The organism is Lentzea sp. NPDC042327, from assembly GCF_040647275.1.
Taxonomy (GTDB): Bacteria; Actinomycetota; Actinomycetes; order Mycobacteriales; family Pseudonocardiaceae; genus Lentzea.
This window is the reverse complement of the sequence record NZ_JBEZBX010000027.1, coordinates 40310-57135: the sequence shown is the minus strand read 5'-3', so window position 1 is coordinate 57135 and position 16826 is coordinate 40310. Positions and strand designations below refer to the sequence as shown.

Here is a 16826-nt window from a genome sequence, read left to right as displayed (position 1 = left end):
CTCATGCGGCTGTTCACGACAGCCGCGTCGGTCACTATCGCCAGCGCCCAGCGCTGGCAACGCTCACGAGACCACATCGACAGCCTGGAAAAGGCCCTCGCCTCCCGGGCCGTCATCGACCAAGCAAAAGGTGTCCTGATGGCCGTGCACTCCTGCAGCGCCGACGAAGCCTTCACGATGCTCGTGCAACGCTCACAGCACGAGAACGTCAAACTCCGCTACATCGCCAAGAACCTCCTCGACTCGGTCGCCGGTTCCTGAGCAGCCGGTGCCGTTCGTGGGAGTCGCGTAACACCTCAGCGGTCATTCGTCCCAAGTCCTCAAGCGTTCCGATGCGCTGCTGATGAAGCTCATGGCCAGCGACCGTGGCGGTCAGCAGCGGCACAGACCACTTGTGGATGCCGCTCTGCGGCGAACAACAGGTTCGCCAGCTTCGAGGCTCTGTAGCACGCGTTGGCGAGCAGCGCCGGCGCTCCCGGTGGAGATCGGTGAAGTCGAGCCCGCCGCTGCGATGTCCCAGGCTGGACGTCGTCAGCACACGGGAGAGTTGTTCGGGGTTCCCCGCTGCCCGCAGCGCCGACATCAGCAGCCAGGTCAGTGCGGCCGGACCCGAGTGGTTGGTCCCGATCGGCAGTTCGAATCCGTCGCGCGTGCGTTCGTGCAGTCCCAGCGACACCTGCTCCAGATCTGCTCCACATACATCCGCATGAATAGCAACACGGGGCCAAACTCAGTCGTCCAACAAGCTTCCCCTGTATGCGGTGTGAAACTCAACCCGCAGCCTTAACTCAGCAGCCAACTGCTTGTCTGCTCCTACTCTGCCGAAGGCGTTCGCTATCCGCTTGGCCGAGCAATCGATTGGACTCGGACGCCACCCCTCATAACCAGCAGATCGGTGGCGAGCGAACTACACAGGATCACACGTTGTCACCGACGCTGTAGGCAGGCGGCGACCTCAGCGGTGACGTCAAGGGCGGCATGGCTGGGGACTGCCATAGTGCAGCCAGCGAGGATTCCATGCGGTTCGGCATGCATCCGCTGCACCGACCAAGCCGCCGCAGTTCCCGGCCCGACTTCGGTCACGGAGCGGGATTATGAACCCACGTTAAGCGCCGATCCACCAACCAGCAAGACGACGAAGGGTTAAAGCTCAAGCTCAGACAACTCACATCGACGGCCGTTAGGGCGGCTGTGTCGTTGCAGCATCCCGTTTTTAAGAATCCTCAGCGGACCAGTCTCACACCCCGGACAAAGCTGCTTGCGACGTGGCCTTTCACATTCTCCAACACTCGGATAAAAATATCCTACCGTGCCCGATCCTGGACATACACCCACCTTCACAGTACCCCAAAAGTTCTTCCAGTAATGGTAGTGCACCGGCAACTTCCCGACCTTGGTTAACGCCAATGGCAAGCAACACTCGTCACAGTGCGCTACATCAATCCCTTCCCGTATTACCGATTACAAGCCACTCAAGCAGCGACATACGCTACAGCAAGACACGCAAGAACCAGCAGGGATCACCCTAATGCAGCATAAGATCATTCGATAGAACCAACGGATCAGTCCATGCCAAGTGGACATTACCTCAGCAATGAGCGCACCGGCGCTCACTGATTACTGGTCCAGGCTGGCGAATTAACCCACAAGCTATATTCGACTTCAACAGAAATAACTGGAACCGAGCCTCGACTTCGTCGTGACATTTCAACTCACCGCCTTCTTGATCAGACGGTGCCAATTATTCACTCCTAGAACGATCAAACCCGGCACAGACAGAACGCCGCAGGAACCTTGTTCGGTCCTGCTCGGGTGATCAGACCATGGAAGGGGTCAGCGTCAGTCTGGTGAAGATTACGCTAAGCGTTACTAGTGTCACGATACTTGGCCATGAGGACAATTGATCGAGGAACGACAGTACCGCCGGAAGTGTGGTTGCCGCGCTACTCACCAGCATAGCTGCGGTCGCCGCCAAGCGTGCACGCCAACTTCAGATGACATCGAGCCAGCGAGACGTGGGAGCTTTGAGGAGCACGGTGTGGGAGCGGAGTGGAGCAGCTCCATACGTTGAAACGCACCGGAACGGTCCTCAATGGACCTGAACGGAACCGCGCCGACCTGCAGGAGTCGTATCTCCGCAGGTCAGCGCAGTCTCATCGCCATAGTTCACACAGAAGGAGCCCTCGGATCGACCTGAACTGCGCCCAACCGCACCAAAGCACAGGTCAACAGCCCTGAACGCACGCTCATAACGCCCAGAACGGCTGTCGTTCGCCGTGTCCACCGAGACCGAGCCGAAGAATCACCCAGCGTTGTTGCGCCGGCGCCGGAAGAAGAAGGCGCCGCCCGCGAGCACGAGCGCCGCGCTCGAACCGCCGACGAGCAACGGCGCGATGGACGACGTGCTGTCCGTTCCGCTTGCAATGCCGTAGCCGCTCGACATCCCCTTGGTGTCGTAATCCGATGCGGGCAGCTTGTCGGCGTAGCGGGCCTTGACCAGCTTCTGGTACTCGCTCAGCGACATGGACGACTTGCCGCCCAGTCCTTGCCGTGCCTGGTCGTTGAGCGGCTCCACCGTGGTGAGCTTCAGCTGGTACCAGCCGCGGATCTGCGGCTCTGAGAACACCAGGACCCCCGCACCGGCCTTGCCGGCGTACTCGGCCTCGTCGTCGCCCTCGCGCACCGCCGCCAAGTGCCAGCCGCCGCCCTGTGTGGGGGCGAGCATGACGGTGGCCTGGCGGTCGTTGACGGTGTTGCTCAGCGAGGACACCAGGCGGGCCAGCTTGACCGCCTCCGTGGCGATCGGCGGGGAGGTGCCCGCGACGAAGCCCGGCGTGATCTCGCTGACCGCCAGCGGGTCCTTGATCGTGAAGGCGGGCATGCCCTCGCACGGATTGGCCTTGTCCGGAACCATCTGCACGGATTGGGACCCGCCCTGGGGCACCGGCACGGCGAGGAAGCGGCACACGGCGTTGCGGACGTCGGCCGACTTCACGGCGTTGAGAGCGGCCTGGTAGTCGGGGATGTCCACCGGGAGCGGGTCCTCGGCCGGGGCCGCGTGGGCGGGGCCCGCGACGGACAGGAGCGCGGATGCGCCCAGTGCCAGGACCGCGGTCAGGCGGGAAAGGCGCGAAGCAGCCCGCCGCCAGACCGTTCTTGGTTCGCACATGATGCCTGCCTTAACGGGAGATGCCGATCCGGGAGTGGGTCCACTTGAACGAGCTGTTGTTGACGTAGTCGTTGTAGTTCCACCACGTGTAGGTGGCGGTGTCCGGCCACGGGTCGGCGACCGCGATGGTGTTGTTCGACGTGTCGAAGCCGTAGACGACGTTCATGTGGCCCCCGCCTGAGGTCCACCCGATGCGCGCACCGATGGGGCGGGAGGCCTTGACGTCGGTGTAGATCTGGTTGAACGAGGCCGCGCTGCCCAGGCCCGAGCCGGGGTGGGCCATGCCGAGGCTCTGCCAGCCCCTGGCCATGTCGTCGAGCGTGGCAGGCTGGTTGTTGCAGCCGTAGTAGGGCTGGGCCCGAGTGCAGAAGTCCGCCTGCGTGCTGCCGACGCCCTGGTACTTGGCGATCGTCAGGCCCGAGGCGGCCCAGCACCACTGGGTCTTCTCCTGCTTGTACATGGCGATGCCGTCGTACGCTGCTTCCGCTTGCGCCGCGCCTGCCGCGGTCACGAGCAACCACGAGGTCGTCAGCGCGATGGCCGATGCCGTGATCGCGAATGTGGATCTACCCATTTCCTTGTCCTCCTGGATGTGACGAGTACCGGGAGACCTGAGGACATGAAAGCGCGAAAATTCGCTGCCACGCAGAAACAACACACAAATACGCCCACAAGAGTGAACTCCATGAATTCCAGCTCCCAGGCCGGAGTCACGAATTACCGAACATCAACAACGAGCTGCCGAAACCGCCACTGGTTTCCGGTCTTTGCCCGTGAAGGTTGCGGTATTGCACTCTTTACGGTGTCGAAGACGGTCCGAAAAGGCCACCATCCGCATCCGCCCACGGAATGCGAGGGTGACTCGAACACTTTGAGGTGAATGCCAGGAGGTCCCGATACCTAAGGGTCCAGCTTGAGCGAACCGTGACCGACGTCGGTGCTGTCGGCGATGGCACGGACCAGGTTCAGCAGGTCGTCGTGGAGCTCGTCGGTCATGCGGCCCTCGGCGACACCGCGGAGGAACACCTGGTTGACACCCCTGATCGCGGCTCGGCCCGCGGCTCCCGACAGGTCGTCACGACCGGTTCCGTCGAAGGGGAAGCCGGTTCCGGGAGTTCGCTGGGAGACCTCGGCCTCCGCCATGGCGACCACGCCGGGGTTGGCCAGGGCCATGGCGCGGGTGAGCGCGGCTTCCTCCTGGTCGACGTTGTCGCGCAGGTCGTGCCACCACCTGTCCACCAGGTCGATGAACTCCAGCGCGGGGTCCTCCCGGTGCAGCGCGATGATCCGCTGCTCGATGGACGCGGGCCATTCGGTGATGAAGTCGAGCTTCGACGGGAAGTAGCCCGTCACGGTCCGCGGCGCGACCTCGGCCGCCTCGGCGATGTCGGCGATCGTGGTCCGTTCGTACCCGTGTTCGGCGAACAGACGCAGAGCCGTGTGCAGGATCAACCGCCGGCGTCGTGCTTTGGACCGCTCCCGAAGCCCCGGACCGTCACTGGCCACCCGCACCCCTCCCGCACTCCGTTGACCACCGCCTGCGTGCACCTCAGCATACATGCTTCCCATGGCTAAAATGCCGTCTTGTGCAAACTTGCCGTCCATGGCAATCTTTTGCCGGGCGGTCGGAGTCGATCACCCCTCCGAGTCCGTCGAGCAACGCGTTCACGGACGAACCGCCTGAGAGGAACACCATGAACACGTCCTACGCGGACGCCGCCGGCTTCCCGGTCAGCGACCCCACCCCCGTCCTCAGCTGCAGTCCCGTCTCGCTGGAGGTGCCGGGCAGGCCCGTGCCGCTGGAGATCAAGATCTCGGCGCCCGTGACCGGGACCGACCTGCCGGTGCTGCTGCTCTCGCACGGCCACGGCATGACCAACTTCCTCTCCTCGCTGCGCGGCTACGGGCCCCTCGCGGACTTCTGGGCCGCTCACGGGTTCGTCGTCGTCCAGCCGACGCACCTGGACTCCACGGTGCTCGGGCTGCGCGACCAGGACCTGCCCGACGCGCCGCTGTTCTGGCGCGACCGCGCCGTCGACATGCGGATCGTCCTCGATCACCTGGAGGAGGTCATCGCCGCGATTCCGGGGCTCCCGGGCCGTGTCGACACCGAGAAGGTGGCCGCGGTCGGGCACTCGGCCGGTGGCCACACGGTCTCACTGCTGCTGGGCTCGCAGGTGTCCGACCCGGACGACCCCCGGGAGAAGGACCTCTCCGACCCCAGGGTCAAGGCCGGCGTCGTGATCGGAGGACCTGGCATCGCCGACGAGCACTTCTCGCCGTGGGCCGCGGAGCACTACCCGATGATGAAGCACATCGACTTCGGGCAGATGACCGGTGCCGCGCTCGTCATCGCCGGCGACGAGGACCTGAACCCCCACTTCTCCTCCCGGCTCAGCTACCGCTGGGACGCCTACACCCACAGCCCCGGCGGGAACAAGACGCTGCTGACCCTCCTGGGCGCACAGCACCTGTTCGGCGGGATCTCGGGCTACGACGCCGTGGAAACCTCCGACGAGAACCCCGAACGGGTTGCCGCGCTGCGGGCGCTGGTGTGGTCCTACCTGCGGTCCCAACTGTTCCCCGGCGACATGTCCTGGGACATCGCCGTGAAGGCACTGGAGAGCCGGAAGACGCCTCTTGCGCAGGTCGAGACCAAGTAGCCCGCGACGTGCGGACCGCGGTCGACACCGCATCCCCGCATGTCGCTCGTCAGACCACCTCAGGAGGAACCCATGAACATCGCGATCCTCGGCACGGGCAAGGTCGGTTCCGCATTGGGGACACGACTGGCATCCACCGGTCACCACGTGGTCTACGGATCACGGACGCGCGCAGGCGAAGCGGGAACGGTCAGCCCGCGCGAAGCCGTCGCGTCCAGCGACGTGGTCGTCACCGCCATCCCCGGCACGGCCGTGGTCGCCGCCTTGGAAGACATCGGGGAGGACGTGCTGGCCGAGAAGATCGTGCTCGACCCCTCGGCCGCTTTCACCCCGCAGATGACGATGGCCTACCCCGGTGACAGCGTGGCCCAGCAGGTGCAGGCGCGTTTCCCACGGGCCCGTGTCGTGAAGACGCTCAACACGATGAACTTCACCATCATGGTCGACCCGCTGGCGTCGGTGTCCCAGGCGACCGTTTTCCTCAGCGGCGACGACAGCGCGGCCAAGACCGTGGTCACGGGCTTGCTCGGCGACCTGGGGTGGCCCGGGAGCAGCGTCCTGGACCTGGGCGGCGTCCACACCGCCTTGGCCACCGAGCACGTCGCTCCGTTGTTCTTCTCGACCGTCAGGGCCCTGGGAACCGCGAAGTTCAACATCTCCGTCTCGCGGTGACACACAGGTCGTCGCGATGGACGCACAGCGCCCGCGGGGCCCGGGTCCACAGGAGACCCAGGCCCCGCGGTCGTGCGTGATCAGGAGTGGACGGGGATCTGCTCGTAGATCACCTTCCACTCGTAGGTGCCGGCGAACCCGTTGGCCCACAGGGAGTTCACCCGAGCCGCCTCGGTGGCGTTGGGCGAGGCGACGGTGCAGGACGTGCCGGGGCCACCGCCCGACATCAGCTCCGAGCACGGGCCGCTGTAGTGGTCGGGCAGGCCGAGGGCGTGCCCGGTCTCGTGCGCGGTGATGCGGGTGACGTAGTACTGCCTCGCCTGCGTGTAGTCGATGAAGATCGTGCCGCTGCCGTGGCCGTTGGTCGAGGCGTACGAACCGCGCGGGTCGTTGCCCTCGCGGTAGCGCAGGGTGGCCGCGCTGCGGTTCTCCACCAGCTTCACGTTGGACACCCGCGCGTTCCAGTTCGCCGCGCCTTGCCGGATGGCGCTCGCGAACGTGGGGGCGCTGCTGGTGTCGTAGTACACGGTGACCGCCGCCGCGGTGGGCGGGGCCTCGGCGGCCGACGCCTGGCCCGTCAGGGGTGCGACGACGGTTGTGGCCGCGGCGAGCGCGACGGACAGGACGACTTTCTTGAACATGGGTTCTCCTCGCTTGCAGGGTGCGAAGAATGGAACCTCGGGGTTCCGCCACCCAACGTAAGGAGAGTCGTCGTGCCCGTTCGCCCGCCATTGGCGTGAAGCGGTTCAGCGCTCTTCACGGTTGACGTAGCCCGCTATTCGGACGAAAGCAGCACAACCAACGAAAGCGGGGCGAATGGTCGTCACTGTGCGTCAGATGCCGAGCTGACCGCCCCGGTAGTGGCGAGCGCCTGGGCGCGGGTGATCACGGGCCGGTAGCCCAGCTCCGCCACCGCCTTCGCCGTGTCCACAGTGCACGGCTGCGAGAAGAACCAGAGCAACGGCACCGGCACGTTCTCCACGGCCGTGGGGAGGTCGAGATCCGGTACCGACGGCTCCACCGCGTGGAGCCGGAACTGCGTCTCGAGGAACGACCTCAGCTCCACCGGCTCGCGGTCGGTGATGAAGTACGCCTCTCCTGGCCGGCCGTGCAACCAGCCGAGGACCAGTCCTTCCACGGCGTTGTCGACGTAGGTCACGTCGGTGCGCACCCTGCTGCCCTCGATCCAGGCGAACCGGCCTTCGCGCGCCGCCGCCACGATCGCGCCGATCAGGCTGCTGTGCGGTCCCCACACGAACCGCGGGCGGATGACGACGGTGCCGAGCCGGTCGTCCGAGGCCTCCGCGACGAGCTGTTCCGCCTGCGCCTTGGTGGCGGAGTAGGCCGCGGGCGAGTCCGGGCGCAGCGGAGCGGTCTCGTCCGCGTCGACCAGGGGGTCACCGGCCAGCAGCGCGGCTTCCGATCCACAGTGGACAAACCTGCGGGCGTGCACGCGGCGTGCGCCTTCCAGGGCGGCTGCGGTCCCGTCCACCGTCACGAGCCGGTGCCGTTCCGGGCTCGCCGCGAGGTCGGTCTCCGCGGCGAGGTGGAAGACCACGTCGTAGGTGTCGCCGGGACGGGCCCAGGTGGTGGGGTCGAGGAGGTCTCCCCGGACGGCGGTGGCGCCCGCGTGCTCGACTGCGGCGGCCGCTGCGTCGCTGCGCGCCAGGGCGGACACCGCGTGGCCGTCGGCGACCAGGCGGCGGATCAGGGCACTTCCGATGAAACCGGACCCGCCGGTGACGAATGCTGATGACATGTCAGGTCCAACGGCGGTGCAGGAAGAACACTTCCCGTCGCAGGATCGATATAAATTGCCCTAATGATAACTTTTGTTTATGCCAACTCTGCGCGCGCTGGAATGCCTGCTCGCCGCGGCCGACCTGGGTTCGGTGACGCGTGCCGCGCAGCACCTGCACCTGTCCCAGCCGGCGATCTCGCACCAACTGGTCGCCCTCGAACGTGAGGCCGGCACCGCCCTGCTGATCCGCGACCGCCGCGGAGTGCGTCTCACGGCCGCCGGACGCGCCGCGCTGCCCGAGGCTCGCCGGGCCGTGGCCGCCGCCGACGACGCGGTCCGCCTCGCCCGTGCGGTGGGTCAGGCCGCCGGAGGCACGGTCCGCGTGGTGTGCGCGCAGAGCCTCACGGTGGCGTTGCTGGCACCGGTGCTGGCCCGGTGGAACGCCGACCGGCCCGGCGTGACGATCGCCTTCCGCGAGAGCACGGACCCGGAGCCGGCCCTCGCCGCGCTGGAGTCCGGGGAGGCTGACGTCCTGCTCGTGCCCGACCTCGGCGCCACCGGCTTCCACGAGACCACGGTCGCCGAAGAGGAGATCGTGGTGGCACTGCCGGTCCGGCATCCGCTGGCCGCACAGCCCGCCATCCGGCAGGACGACCTGCACGGCCGGTCTTTCGTGCACTTCACGCCGGAGAACAACCTCGGCGCGTGGATCGAGAGCAACCTCGACGCCGACCTGAGGGGGTCGGTGGTGGCCCGCACCGCCGTGACGACGCACGCGCCCCAGCTGGCAGCGGCGGGCCTGGGGCTCTCCGTGGTGCCGGTCAGCGCCATCACCGCGGGTTTCACCGGCGTGGTCCGCTCCTTCGACCCGCGGTGGACACGCCGCCTGGTCGCCCTGACCGCGGGCCCCCACGACCCGCTCATCGCTCAACTCATCACGGACCTGCGCGACGGAGGGCTGCACGTGCCCGGCGACGTCGCGGACCAGCTCGCCTCCGCGACCTCGGAACAACGCTGATCGAGATGTCGGTCGTTCAACCGACTGTGCGCCGCCACACCGGTGGATATCTTGCGAGGAACGCCCGCAACAGCTGGAGGAGCACCATGACGACCGCCCGGCGGATTCTCACCGGTCTGGCCACCGCAGGACTGTTCATCTCCGTCCTCGGCGCGGGATCCGCCACCGCCGCCACCAAGGGCAAGATCTACATCTCCAACAACTGCGGCGCGGCGGTCTCCACGACGATCCACCGCACCAGCGGTGCGATGATCGCGGGCACCTCGGCCGCACCGGCCGGCAGCTACTTCGGCTACCCGGTCGACCCCGGCACCTACGTGGTCCGCGTGCCCGCCGGGAGCCGCACGGTGACGATCCTCGACCTCGGCGGCAAGGCGCACACCGCCGTCGTCAGGGCGTGCTGAACCGTCCTGCCAGGACAGAAGGGCCGTCACCCGCGTGGTGACGGCCCTTCTGCCGTAGGCCTTCTGCTCGCCACCGCCCACCGGCTCGTGTGCGAAGTGGTGCACCGCGAGCGGTCGAGCAGTGGTACTGGGGCGTGCCGCTCCCCTGTACGACGATCGGTTCGGTCGCGGGAAACCCCCGCCACCGCTGATCGGAGAAGGAGCAAGCCATGCGGCACCTCACCCGCCGTCTCGCCACCGCCGCGGCCGTCGCCGCGACGCTGACCGGGGTCTCCCTCGTCGCGTCGCCCGCGGCCTCGGCCCTCGCGCCGGGGACCCTGTTCCAGTACGGGGCGCTGAGCTGCAAGGCACTGGCCGCCGCCGACGGCGACGGCCTGGTGGAATGCACGGGCCAGCAAGGCACCAACTGGCGGTCCGTCGTCAAGTGCACCTGGGGCCTCACGTACTACGGCAACTGGCAGAACAACTACCTCGGTGGCACGACGCAGTCCCGGGCCGACTCGAACTGCTTCTGGGGCGTCGCGGACGTCACGGTCACCGGGAGCTGATCCCCGCGCGGAGCGACGGCGGCACCGGTCACCTCTCCCGCAACGGGGTTAGGCGCAGTGCCGAGGGGTAGTCAGGCCCAGGTGAGACCACCCCGGCTCGGACGAGGCGGCGTGCCTGGCCGCGCTGCGACGTCGCCGCGTCCGCAGCGAGCCCCCACCGGTGGTGCGGGGCACGCGAAGGAGGATCCGTGGAACTGACTGCTACGACCACTGTCCGCAAACCCGTGGCGGAGGTGTTCGCGTTCTGGCGCGATCTGCAGAACCTCCCGACGTTCATGGGGCATCTCGAGGAGGTCCGCACCACCGGTGCCCGGACGAGCCACTGGGTCGCCGACGCGCCGTTCGGGACGAACGTCGAGTGGGACGCCGAGATCACCGACGAGGTGCCCGCCGAGAAGATCGCCTGGCGTTCGACCGGTGACGCCGACGTGCCCAACGCCGGCACGGTCCGGTTCGTGGCCGCCCCCGACGGGGAGAGCACCGAGGTCCACGTCGGACTGGTGTACGAGATCCCGGGCGGTGCGATCGGCAAGGCGGTCGCCCGGTACTTCGGCGAGGAGCCGCACCAGCAGCTCGACGACGACCTGCGCCGGTTCAAGCAGGTGCTGGAGACCGGTGAGGTCGTCCGGTCCGACGGTGCCCCGTGGGGCAAGCGGGCGCGCGAGGAGTTCCCGCAACGCCCGGCGCAGCCGCTGTCGGACGCCGAGCTGGAGAAGGGAGCGGGCGCATGAGGGCGACCACCTGGGCCGGCCGCAACAAGGTCGAGGTCCGCGACGTGCCGGACCCGAAGATCCTCAACAGCCGCGACGCGATCGTCCGGATCACCTCCACCGCGATCTGCGGTTCCGACCTGCACCTGGTCGACGGCTACGTGCCGACCATGCAGGACGGTGACGTCCTGGGCCACGAGTTCATGGGCGAGGTCGTCGAGGTCGGCTCGGGTGTCGCCGCGGACCGGCTGCGCGTCGGGGACCGGGTCGTCGTGCCGTTCCCGATCGCCTGCGGTGCGTGTGCCGCCTGCGCGGCCGGGCTGTTCTCGTGCTGCGAGAACAGCAACCCGAACGCCGGGATCGCGGAGAAGATGTTCGGGCACCCGGTCGCCGGCATCTTCGGCTACTCGCACCTGACCGGCGGTTACGCGGGCGGGCAGGCCCAGTACGCGCGCGTGCCGTTCGCCGACGTCGGCCCGTTGAAGATCGAGTCGGACCTGACCGACGAGCAGGTGCTGTTCCTCTCCGACATCCTGCCCACCGGCTACATGGGCGCCGAGATGTGCGACATCCAGCCGGGTGACGTGGTCGCGGTGTGGGGTGCCGGGCCGGTCGGCCAGTTCGCCATGGACAGCGCCAGGGTCTTGGGCGCCGCGAAGGTCATCGCCATCGACAAGGAGCCCTACCGGCTGCAGATGGCCGAGCAGGCGGGTTACACGCCGGTGAACTTCGACGAGGTCGACGTGCGGTCCCGGCTGCTGGAGCTGACCGGTGGGCGCGGGCCCGACAAGTGCATCGACGCGGTCGGCCTGGAGGCCACGCACGGCAGCGCGCACGTCTCCGCCTACGACCGGGTCAAGCAGGCCGTCAAGTCCGAGACCGACCGCCCGCACGCACTGCGCCAGGCCATCATGTCGTGCCGCAGCGGCGGTGTGGTCTCGGTGATCGGCGTCTACGGTGGACTGATCGACAAGTTCCCGGCGGGCGCGTGGATGAACCGCTCACTGACCCTGCGCACCGGCCAGTGCCACGTCCACCGCTACATGAAGCCGCTGCTGGAGCTCATCGAAAGCGGGAAGCTGGATCCGACCCGGATCATCACCCACACGCTCCCGCTCGACGAGGCGGCACATGGCTTCGACATCTTCAAGAACAAGCAGGACAACTGCGAGAAGGTCGTCCTCAAACCCTGACGGGCCACGGCGTTCGGTCACCGCGGCGAACGCGGTGACCGAACCGCGGTCAGCTCGGCAGCACGAGCCGGTTGGCGATGTCGTACAGGTCGGCCTGGGGCACCCCGCCGGCGACGACGACCGGGGCCCCCCCGATGGCGTCGAGGACCCACAGGCGGCGGTAGCCGTCTTCGTCGGTGTAGCGCGTCGCGTGGCCCTGCACGAACTGCCCCGGCGTACCGGCCGGTTCGCCGACGACGGCGCTGTTGACGTGGACCGTCGGCTGAACGGTGCACGTGCCCAGCGAGTAGCCCGTGGTGGTCTCCGGCATGGCCGGGGACCGGTCCAGGCCCTGCTGGACGTTGAACGCGCAGATCCGCATCCCGTCGGGCAGGTCGCGCAGGCCGTAGGCCGGGGTGACCGTCGTCGCGCCGGGGAACTGGATGTTCTCCGCGATCCGGCGGCCGGTGTCGGCGAGCTGCTGCGCGGGTGCGGTGCTGCCGTGCGCGGCGGCCACGTGCACGTACATCGAGCCGCCGTCGGGGTGCGCCACGTACAGCTCGTACCCGCCCGGCCCGGTGGACACCGAGCTCTCCACCCCGCGCTGTCCCTCGACCGTCACGGCCTGGCCGGGACCCGACTTGAACATCGCCTCGTCCAGCGACACCATCCGGAACTGCTGGACGCCGATCTCCAGCACCTGGTCGCCGGCCGTGACGGTCAGCATGTACTCACCGCCGTACAGGGGCGTGGCCGGGTCTTCCGCGCTGAACCCGACGTTGATCCGGTGCACCCGGTGGGCGACCGTGCCCGGTGGGAGCCAGCCCAGCGAGTAGGGCATCCGCAGACCCGCCGCCGCGGCCTGGCTCGTGGGGGCCGGGGTCTCGGCTCCACCGGCGGTGGCCATCGGCTGGGACTGCACCGCGGGGTCCGGCCGGTTCAGCACCACGGCCGTGACCGCGCCGAGGGTCAGCACGGTCGCTCCGGCGGCGACCACCAGCGGCCGGCCCAGCGCGGAGCGCCTGCTGTCGATGCGCCGGCGCGCTGCGGCGAGCACCGCGTCGCTGTCGGGTGCGTCGGCCTCGCGCGCCGTGAAGGTGTCCTTGATCAGGTTCTCGATGTTCATCACGTCTCCCTGGCCTCCGCCATCTGCTCGATGACCAAGCCGTTTCGCAGTGCGGCCAACGCCTTGTGGGCGTGTGCGCGGACGGTCGCCTGGGCGCAGCCGAGCAGCCCGGCGATCTCGGAGTCGGGCAGCTGCTCGTAGTACCGCAGCACCACCACGGCGCGCTGGCGCTTGGGCAGCCGCGCCAAGCGCTGCCACATGTCCTCCCGCGCGGCGTGGTCCGACGCGAAGTCGTCCGCCCGTGCCTCGTCGGGGAGGTCCCCCGACGCGGTCACACGTGCGGACCGGCTATGTCGCCAGGACAGGTAGCCGTTGGTCACCATCCGCAGCACGTACCGCTCGGGGTGGTCCGCGCGGCTGATCCGTGACCAGTGCCGGTACATCTTGACCAGCACGTCCTGCACCAGATCAGCAGCCTGTTCCCGTTCGCCGGTGAGCATCGTCGCGTACCGCAGCAACCGCGGCAGCTGTGCTCGGGCGAAGTCGTCGTAGTCAGCCATCACCCTTGAAGACTCACGCCGACGGCGATCCGTTTACCGGCTTCTCGGACAACGCGCCGGCCACACCTTCACCGTTCGGCGGGCCAGCGCCCGTGCGTCCCCTCACCGGCGGGGTGCGGCCGGAGAACGGTGCCCGGTGTGGGCGGCACCGCCTTCCTCGTCAGCGCCGCGAGGCGGAACAGGGGCCCGACGAGCAGGTCGTAAAGGCCGGGCAGGAACCGGAAACCGGCGACGATGAGCGGGTTCGCGGGTCCTACCGGCACGCTGACGTGCCGCTGCGGGTGGTCGGCCAGGCGGACGATCGCGGCGGCGACCCGCTCGGGGCTCAGGACCGGAACAGGTGGCCGCGCCGCACGACCGGTGTAGTTGGCGGCCTGGTCGTAGATCGGCGTGTTGATGCTGCCGGGGCTCACGATGCACACGTGCACGCCTGGCTCGTCGCGCGTTTCCTGTTGCAGGGTGCGGAGTACGGCGCGTTGCCCCCACTTGGCCGTGGAGTAGGCGCCCATCTGCGGCACGGTGATGGAGCCGAGCAGCGAGTTCACGCCGATGAACACACCGGTGCGCTGGCGGCGCAGAACGGGGAGGACCGCCTGCGCCAGGTGCAGCGTGCCGTGCACCGCGGTGTCCACGACCGTGGTGAACACCTCGGCAGGCATCTCCTCCACGGTCCCGTACCCCATCACCGTCGCACTGTGCACGACGACGTCGATGCGCCCGTGCAGGTCCATGGCCTTCCCGACGATCCGGCCGGCGCCATCGGGATCGCCGATGTCGTCGGCGACGACGTCGACCGCGGCGGTTCCCACCGCCCGGCAGGCCTTCTCCGCGGCGTCGAGCGCCGCACCGCTGCGGGAGGCCAGGACCACGGCATCGCCGCGGGAGGAGAACGCCACCGCCGCGGCCAGCCCGATCCCGCTGCTCGCGCCCACCACGAGCACCACCCGGCCGGTCATGGGTTCAGCACGACCTTGATGCAGCCGTCGCTCTTGGCGCGGAACATCTCGTAGCCGCGCGCGGCGTCGGCGAGCGGGAGGTGGTGCGTGGTCAGGTCCAGGGTGCCGAGCGGATCGGCCGGGTCGAGGACCAGCGGCAGGATCTCGTCGGTCCACCGGCGCACGTGGGCCTGTCCCATGCGCAGCTGGATCCCGCGGTCGAACATCTCCATCATCGGCATCGGGTCCTGCTCGCCGCCGTACACGCCGGACACCGACACCGTGCCACCGCGGCGCACTCCCTTCACCGCGGTGTGCAGGGCGTCGAGGCGGTCCAGTGCGACCTTGTCGATCACCTTCTGGGCGATGCCGTCGGGGAGCAGTCCAGCGGCCTTCTGCGCCGCGGCGACCAGTCCCCCGCCGTGGGCCTCCATGCCGACGGCGTCGATGGTGGCGTCCGGCCCGCGGCCGTCCACCATCTCGATCAGCTTGGCCGCCACCTCGCCGGAGCCGTCGAACTCGTCGAGGTTCACGGGTTCGGCCCCGTGGCGTTCGGCCAGCGCGAGCCGTTCGGGAACCCGGTCGACGCCGATGACGCGGCCGGCGCCGAGGTGCCTGGCGATCCGGACGGCGAACTGCCCGACCGGGCCCAGCCCGAGCACGGCGACGGTGCCACCGGGAGGCACGTCGGCGTAGCGGACGGCCTGCCACGCGGTCGGCAGGATGTCGGACAGGAACAGGAACTGCTCGTCGGGCGTGCCGTCCGGAACGACGATCGGCCCGAACTGGGCCTGCGGCACCCGCAGGTACTCGGCCTGGCCGCCGGGCACCGAACCGTAGAGCGAGGTGTAGCCGAACAGGCTCGCGCCCTTGCCCTCGCCGCGCACCTGCGTCGTCTCGCACTGCGCGAACAGGTCGCGCTCGCACATCCAGCAGTGCCCGCACGAGATGTTGAACGGCACCACGACCCGGTCGCCCACCTCGAGGTGACCGCTCGCCTCGGAACCGACCTCCTCGACGACGCCCATCGCCTCGTGGCCGAGCACGTCACCCGGTTTCAGGTAGGGCCCCAGCACCCCGTACAGGTGCAGGTCCGATCCGCAGATCGCGGTCGAGGTCACCCTGATGATCGCGTCGGTGGGCTCCTCGATCCGCGGGTCCGGAACGTCGACCACCTGCACCTTCTCGTTGCCCTGCCACGTCAGCGCCTTCACGGGTGCCTCACCTCTGACGCTGGCGTGGTGGTACTTGCTGACCTGGCCGGGGTGCGCGGCGACGCGTTCAGCGCCGTGCGCACGACCGCCGTCGAGCGGGTGATCCGAGACATCCGACTTCCCCTCGTGACACTGGTGGACAGGTCAGCAGTACCCCGCAAAATCGACTCAAAACCGTTTCAACCTGTTCGTGGTAACGGACGGACCCCGCCGATCGAACGACCTCGGCGTAGAGGCAGCGTCACCCGGTCGGCTGGTTCACCCTTTCCGGTAGCCGTGTCGCCGGGCACTCGCGGAACGGGTTGCCTAGGTTGCGTCGTCATGACCGAAGTTCGTGATCTCAAGTACCGGCAGTGGTTCAAAGGCGCCGATGTCGACGGCGACGGAGTCATCACCTGCGAGGACGTCCGGCTGATGGGCGAGCGGTACGTCGCGGCCCGCGGTGCCGCGCTGCAGCCCGCGACCGCCCGCCACCTCGTGGAGGGGCTGGAGGCGTTCTGGACCGGTGTGATCGCGCCGATGGACCAGGACGGTGACGGGAAGGTCGACCTGCGGGAGATGACCGAGGGGTTCCGGCGGGCGCTGGGCGACCGCGGCCTGTACCCGCAGCAGGTCGGACCCGTGGCCGACTGCTACTTCGACCTGATCGACCTCGACGGGGACGACCGGGTCGACCGCACGGAGTTCGAGGAGATCTTCCGCCTCGCGGGCAACGTCTCCCCCGAGGACTGCGCCGCCGTCTTCGACGCGCTGGACGTCGACGGCTCCGGCGGGCTCGACCGCGCCGAGTTCCACCAGGCGCTCGCGGAGTTCTTCTACGGCGACGACCCGCACGCGCCCGCCGCCCACCTGTTCGGCAAGATCACCGCATAACCGCCACGCCGTGTCGTCCGGCCCGCTGCACCCGAAGCCGAGGCAGCGGCCGGACAGGACCCATTTGCACTACATCACTCC

Annotated in this window: 18 protein-coding genes and 1 pseudogene; 9 read left to right on the top strand and 10 right to left on the bottom strand. The window is 68.4% G+C overall.

Annotated features, from left to right (window positions below; genetic code table 11):
- Positions 1–261 (top strand): ANTAR domain-containing protein (locus AB0A63_RS38810; RefSeq protein ID WP_360401194.1); only part of this gene is annotated, 261 nt, incomplete at its 5' end.
- Positions 262–404: 143 nt separating this feature from the next.
- Here AB0A63_RS38810 and AB0A63_RS38805 read toward each other — a convergent pair.
- From AB0A63_RS38805 to AB0A63_RS38790, 4 genes and pseudogenes are all read right to left on the bottom strand, one after another.
- Positions 405–676, bottom strand: a pseudogene (locus AB0A63_RS38805) (protochlorophyllide oxidoreductase); the annotation flags it as partial.
- A gap of 1626 nt (positions 677–2302) precedes the next feature.
- On the bottom strand, positions 2303–3169 hold the full coding sequence (locus AB0A63_RS38800; protein ID WP_360401191.1) for an LPXTG cell wall anchor domain-containing protein: 867 nt from the start codon (positions 3167–3169) through the stop codon (positions 2303–2305).
- A gap of 10 nt (positions 3170–3179) precedes the next feature.
- A complete protein-coding gene (locus AB0A63_RS38795) occupies positions 3180–3743 on the bottom strand; it encodes a papain-like cysteine protease family protein (RefSeq protein ID WP_360401188.1) in 564 nt (187 codons plus the stop codon).
- A gap of 326 nt (positions 3744–4069) precedes the next feature.
- Complete coding sequence (locus tag AB0A63_RS38790; RefSeq protein ID WP_360401186.1) at positions 4070–4621, bottom strand: helix-turn-helix domain-containing protein; 552 nt, start codon at positions 4619–4621, stop codon at positions 4070–4072.
- A gap of 242 nt (positions 4622–4863) precedes the next feature.
- On the opposite strand from AB0A63_RS38790, the gene AB0A63_RS38785 reads away from it, so the two are divergent.
- Both AB0A63_RS38785 and AB0A63_RS38780 read left to right on the top strand, forming a co-directional pair.
- Positions 4864–5832 (top strand): chlorophyllase, encoded by a 969-nt coding sequence (locus tag AB0A63_RS38785; protein ID WP_360401184.1) that lies wholly within the window; start codon positions 4864–4866, stop codon positions 5830–5832.
- 72 nt (positions 5833–5904) lie between these two features.
- Entirely contained in the window at positions 5905–6504 is a 600-nt protein-coding gene (locus AB0A63_RS38780; RefSeq protein WP_360401181.1) for an NAD(P)-binding domain-containing protein, read from the top strand.
- Positions 6505–6584: 80 nt separating this feature from the next.
- On the opposite strand, the gene AB0A63_RS38775 is transcribed toward AB0A63_RS38780, so the two are convergent.
- The gene (locus tag AB0A63_RS38775) at positions 6585–7145 is read right to left on the bottom strand and encodes a snapalysin family zinc-dependent metalloprotease (RefSeq protein WP_360401177.1); all 561 of its coding nucleotides are present in this window, start codon (positions 7143–7145) and stop codon (positions 6585–6587) included.
- Positions 7146–7327: 182 nt separating this feature from the next.
- Complete coding sequence (locus AB0A63_RS38770; protein ID WP_360401174.1) at positions 7328–8263, bottom strand: NAD(P)-dependent oxidoreductase; 936 nt, start codon at positions 8261–8263, stop codon at positions 7328–7330.
- A 79-nt stretch (positions 8264–8342) separates the two neighbouring features.
- On the opposite strand from AB0A63_RS38770, the gene AB0A63_RS38765 reads away from it, so the two are divergent.
- The 5 genes from AB0A63_RS38765 to AB0A63_RS38745 all read left to right on the top strand — a co-directional run bounded on the left by AB0A63_RS38765 (position 8343) and on the right by AB0A63_RS38745 (position 12118).
- Positions 8343–9263 carry a LysR family transcriptional regulator gene (locus AB0A63_RS38765; RefSeq protein WP_360401171.1) on the top strand — a complete coding sequence of 307 codons (921 nt, stop codon included), beginning with the start codon at positions 8343–8345 and terminating at the stop codon, positions 9261–9263.
- 86 nt (positions 9264–9349) lie between these two features.
- Positions 9350–9667: a hypothetical protein gene (locus AB0A63_RS38760; RefSeq protein ID WP_360401168.1), complete on the top strand. Its 318-nt coding sequence runs from the start codon at positions 9350–9352 to the stop codon at positions 9665–9667.
- A gap of 209 nt (positions 9668–9876) precedes the next feature.
- Positions 9877–10215 (top strand): hypothetical protein, encoded by a 339-nt coding sequence (locus AB0A63_RS38755; protein ID WP_360401165.1) that lies wholly within the window; start codon positions 9877–9879, stop codon positions 10213–10215.
- A 188-nt stretch (positions 10216–10403) separates the two neighbouring features.
- Positions 10404–10946, top strand: a complete 543-nt coding sequence (locus AB0A63_RS38750; RefSeq protein WP_360401162.1) for an SRPBCC family protein — start codon at positions 10404–10406, stop codon at positions 10944–10946.
- Positions 10943–12118 (top strand): zinc-dependent alcohol dehydrogenase, encoded by a 1176-nt coding sequence (locus AB0A63_RS38745; protein ID WP_360401159.1) that lies wholly within the window; start codon positions 10943–10945, stop codon positions 12116–12118. The genes AB0A63_RS38750 and AB0A63_RS38745 overlap by 4 nt, the downstream gene beginning before the upstream one ends.
- A gap of 49 nt (positions 12119–12167) precedes the next feature.
- Here the strand turns inward: AB0A63_RS38745 and AB0A63_RS38740 are convergent, their stop codons facing one another.
- From AB0A63_RS38740 to AB0A63_RS38725, 4 genes are all read right to left on the bottom strand, one after another.
- Positions 12168–13223 carry a hypothetical protein gene (locus tag AB0A63_RS38740; RefSeq protein WP_360401156.1) on the bottom strand — a complete coding sequence of 352 codons (1056 nt, stop codon included), beginning with the start codon at positions 13221–13223 and terminating at the stop codon, positions 12168–12170.
- On the bottom strand, positions 13223–13723 hold the full coding sequence (locus tag AB0A63_RS38735) for a SigE family RNA polymerase sigma factor (protein ID WP_360401153.1): 501 nt from the start codon (positions 13721–13723) through the stop codon (positions 13223–13225). The genes AB0A63_RS38740 and AB0A63_RS38735 overlap by 1 nt, the downstream gene beginning before the upstream one ends.
- A 68-nt stretch (positions 13724–13791) precedes the next feature.
- Positions 13792–14679 (bottom strand): SDR family NAD(P)-dependent oxidoreductase, encoded by an 888-nt coding sequence (locus tag AB0A63_RS38730; protein WP_360401150.1) that lies wholly within the window; start codon positions 14677–14679, stop codon positions 13792–13794.
- Positions 14676–15872, bottom strand: a complete 1197-nt coding sequence (locus tag AB0A63_RS38725; RefSeq protein ID WP_360401147.1) for a zinc-dependent alcohol dehydrogenase — start codon at positions 15870–15872, stop codon at positions 14676–14678. The genes AB0A63_RS38730 and AB0A63_RS38725 overlap by 4 nt, the downstream gene beginning before the upstream one ends.
- A gap of 321 nt (positions 15873–16193) precedes the next feature.
- On the opposite strand from AB0A63_RS38725, the gene AB0A63_RS38720 reads away from it, so the two are divergent.
- On the top strand, positions 16194–16745 hold the full coding sequence (locus AB0A63_RS38720) for an EF-hand domain-containing protein (RefSeq protein WP_360401144.1): 552 nt from the start codon (positions 16194–16196) through the stop codon (positions 16743–16745).
- The last annotated feature ends 81 nt before the right edge of the window (positions 16746–16826 follow it).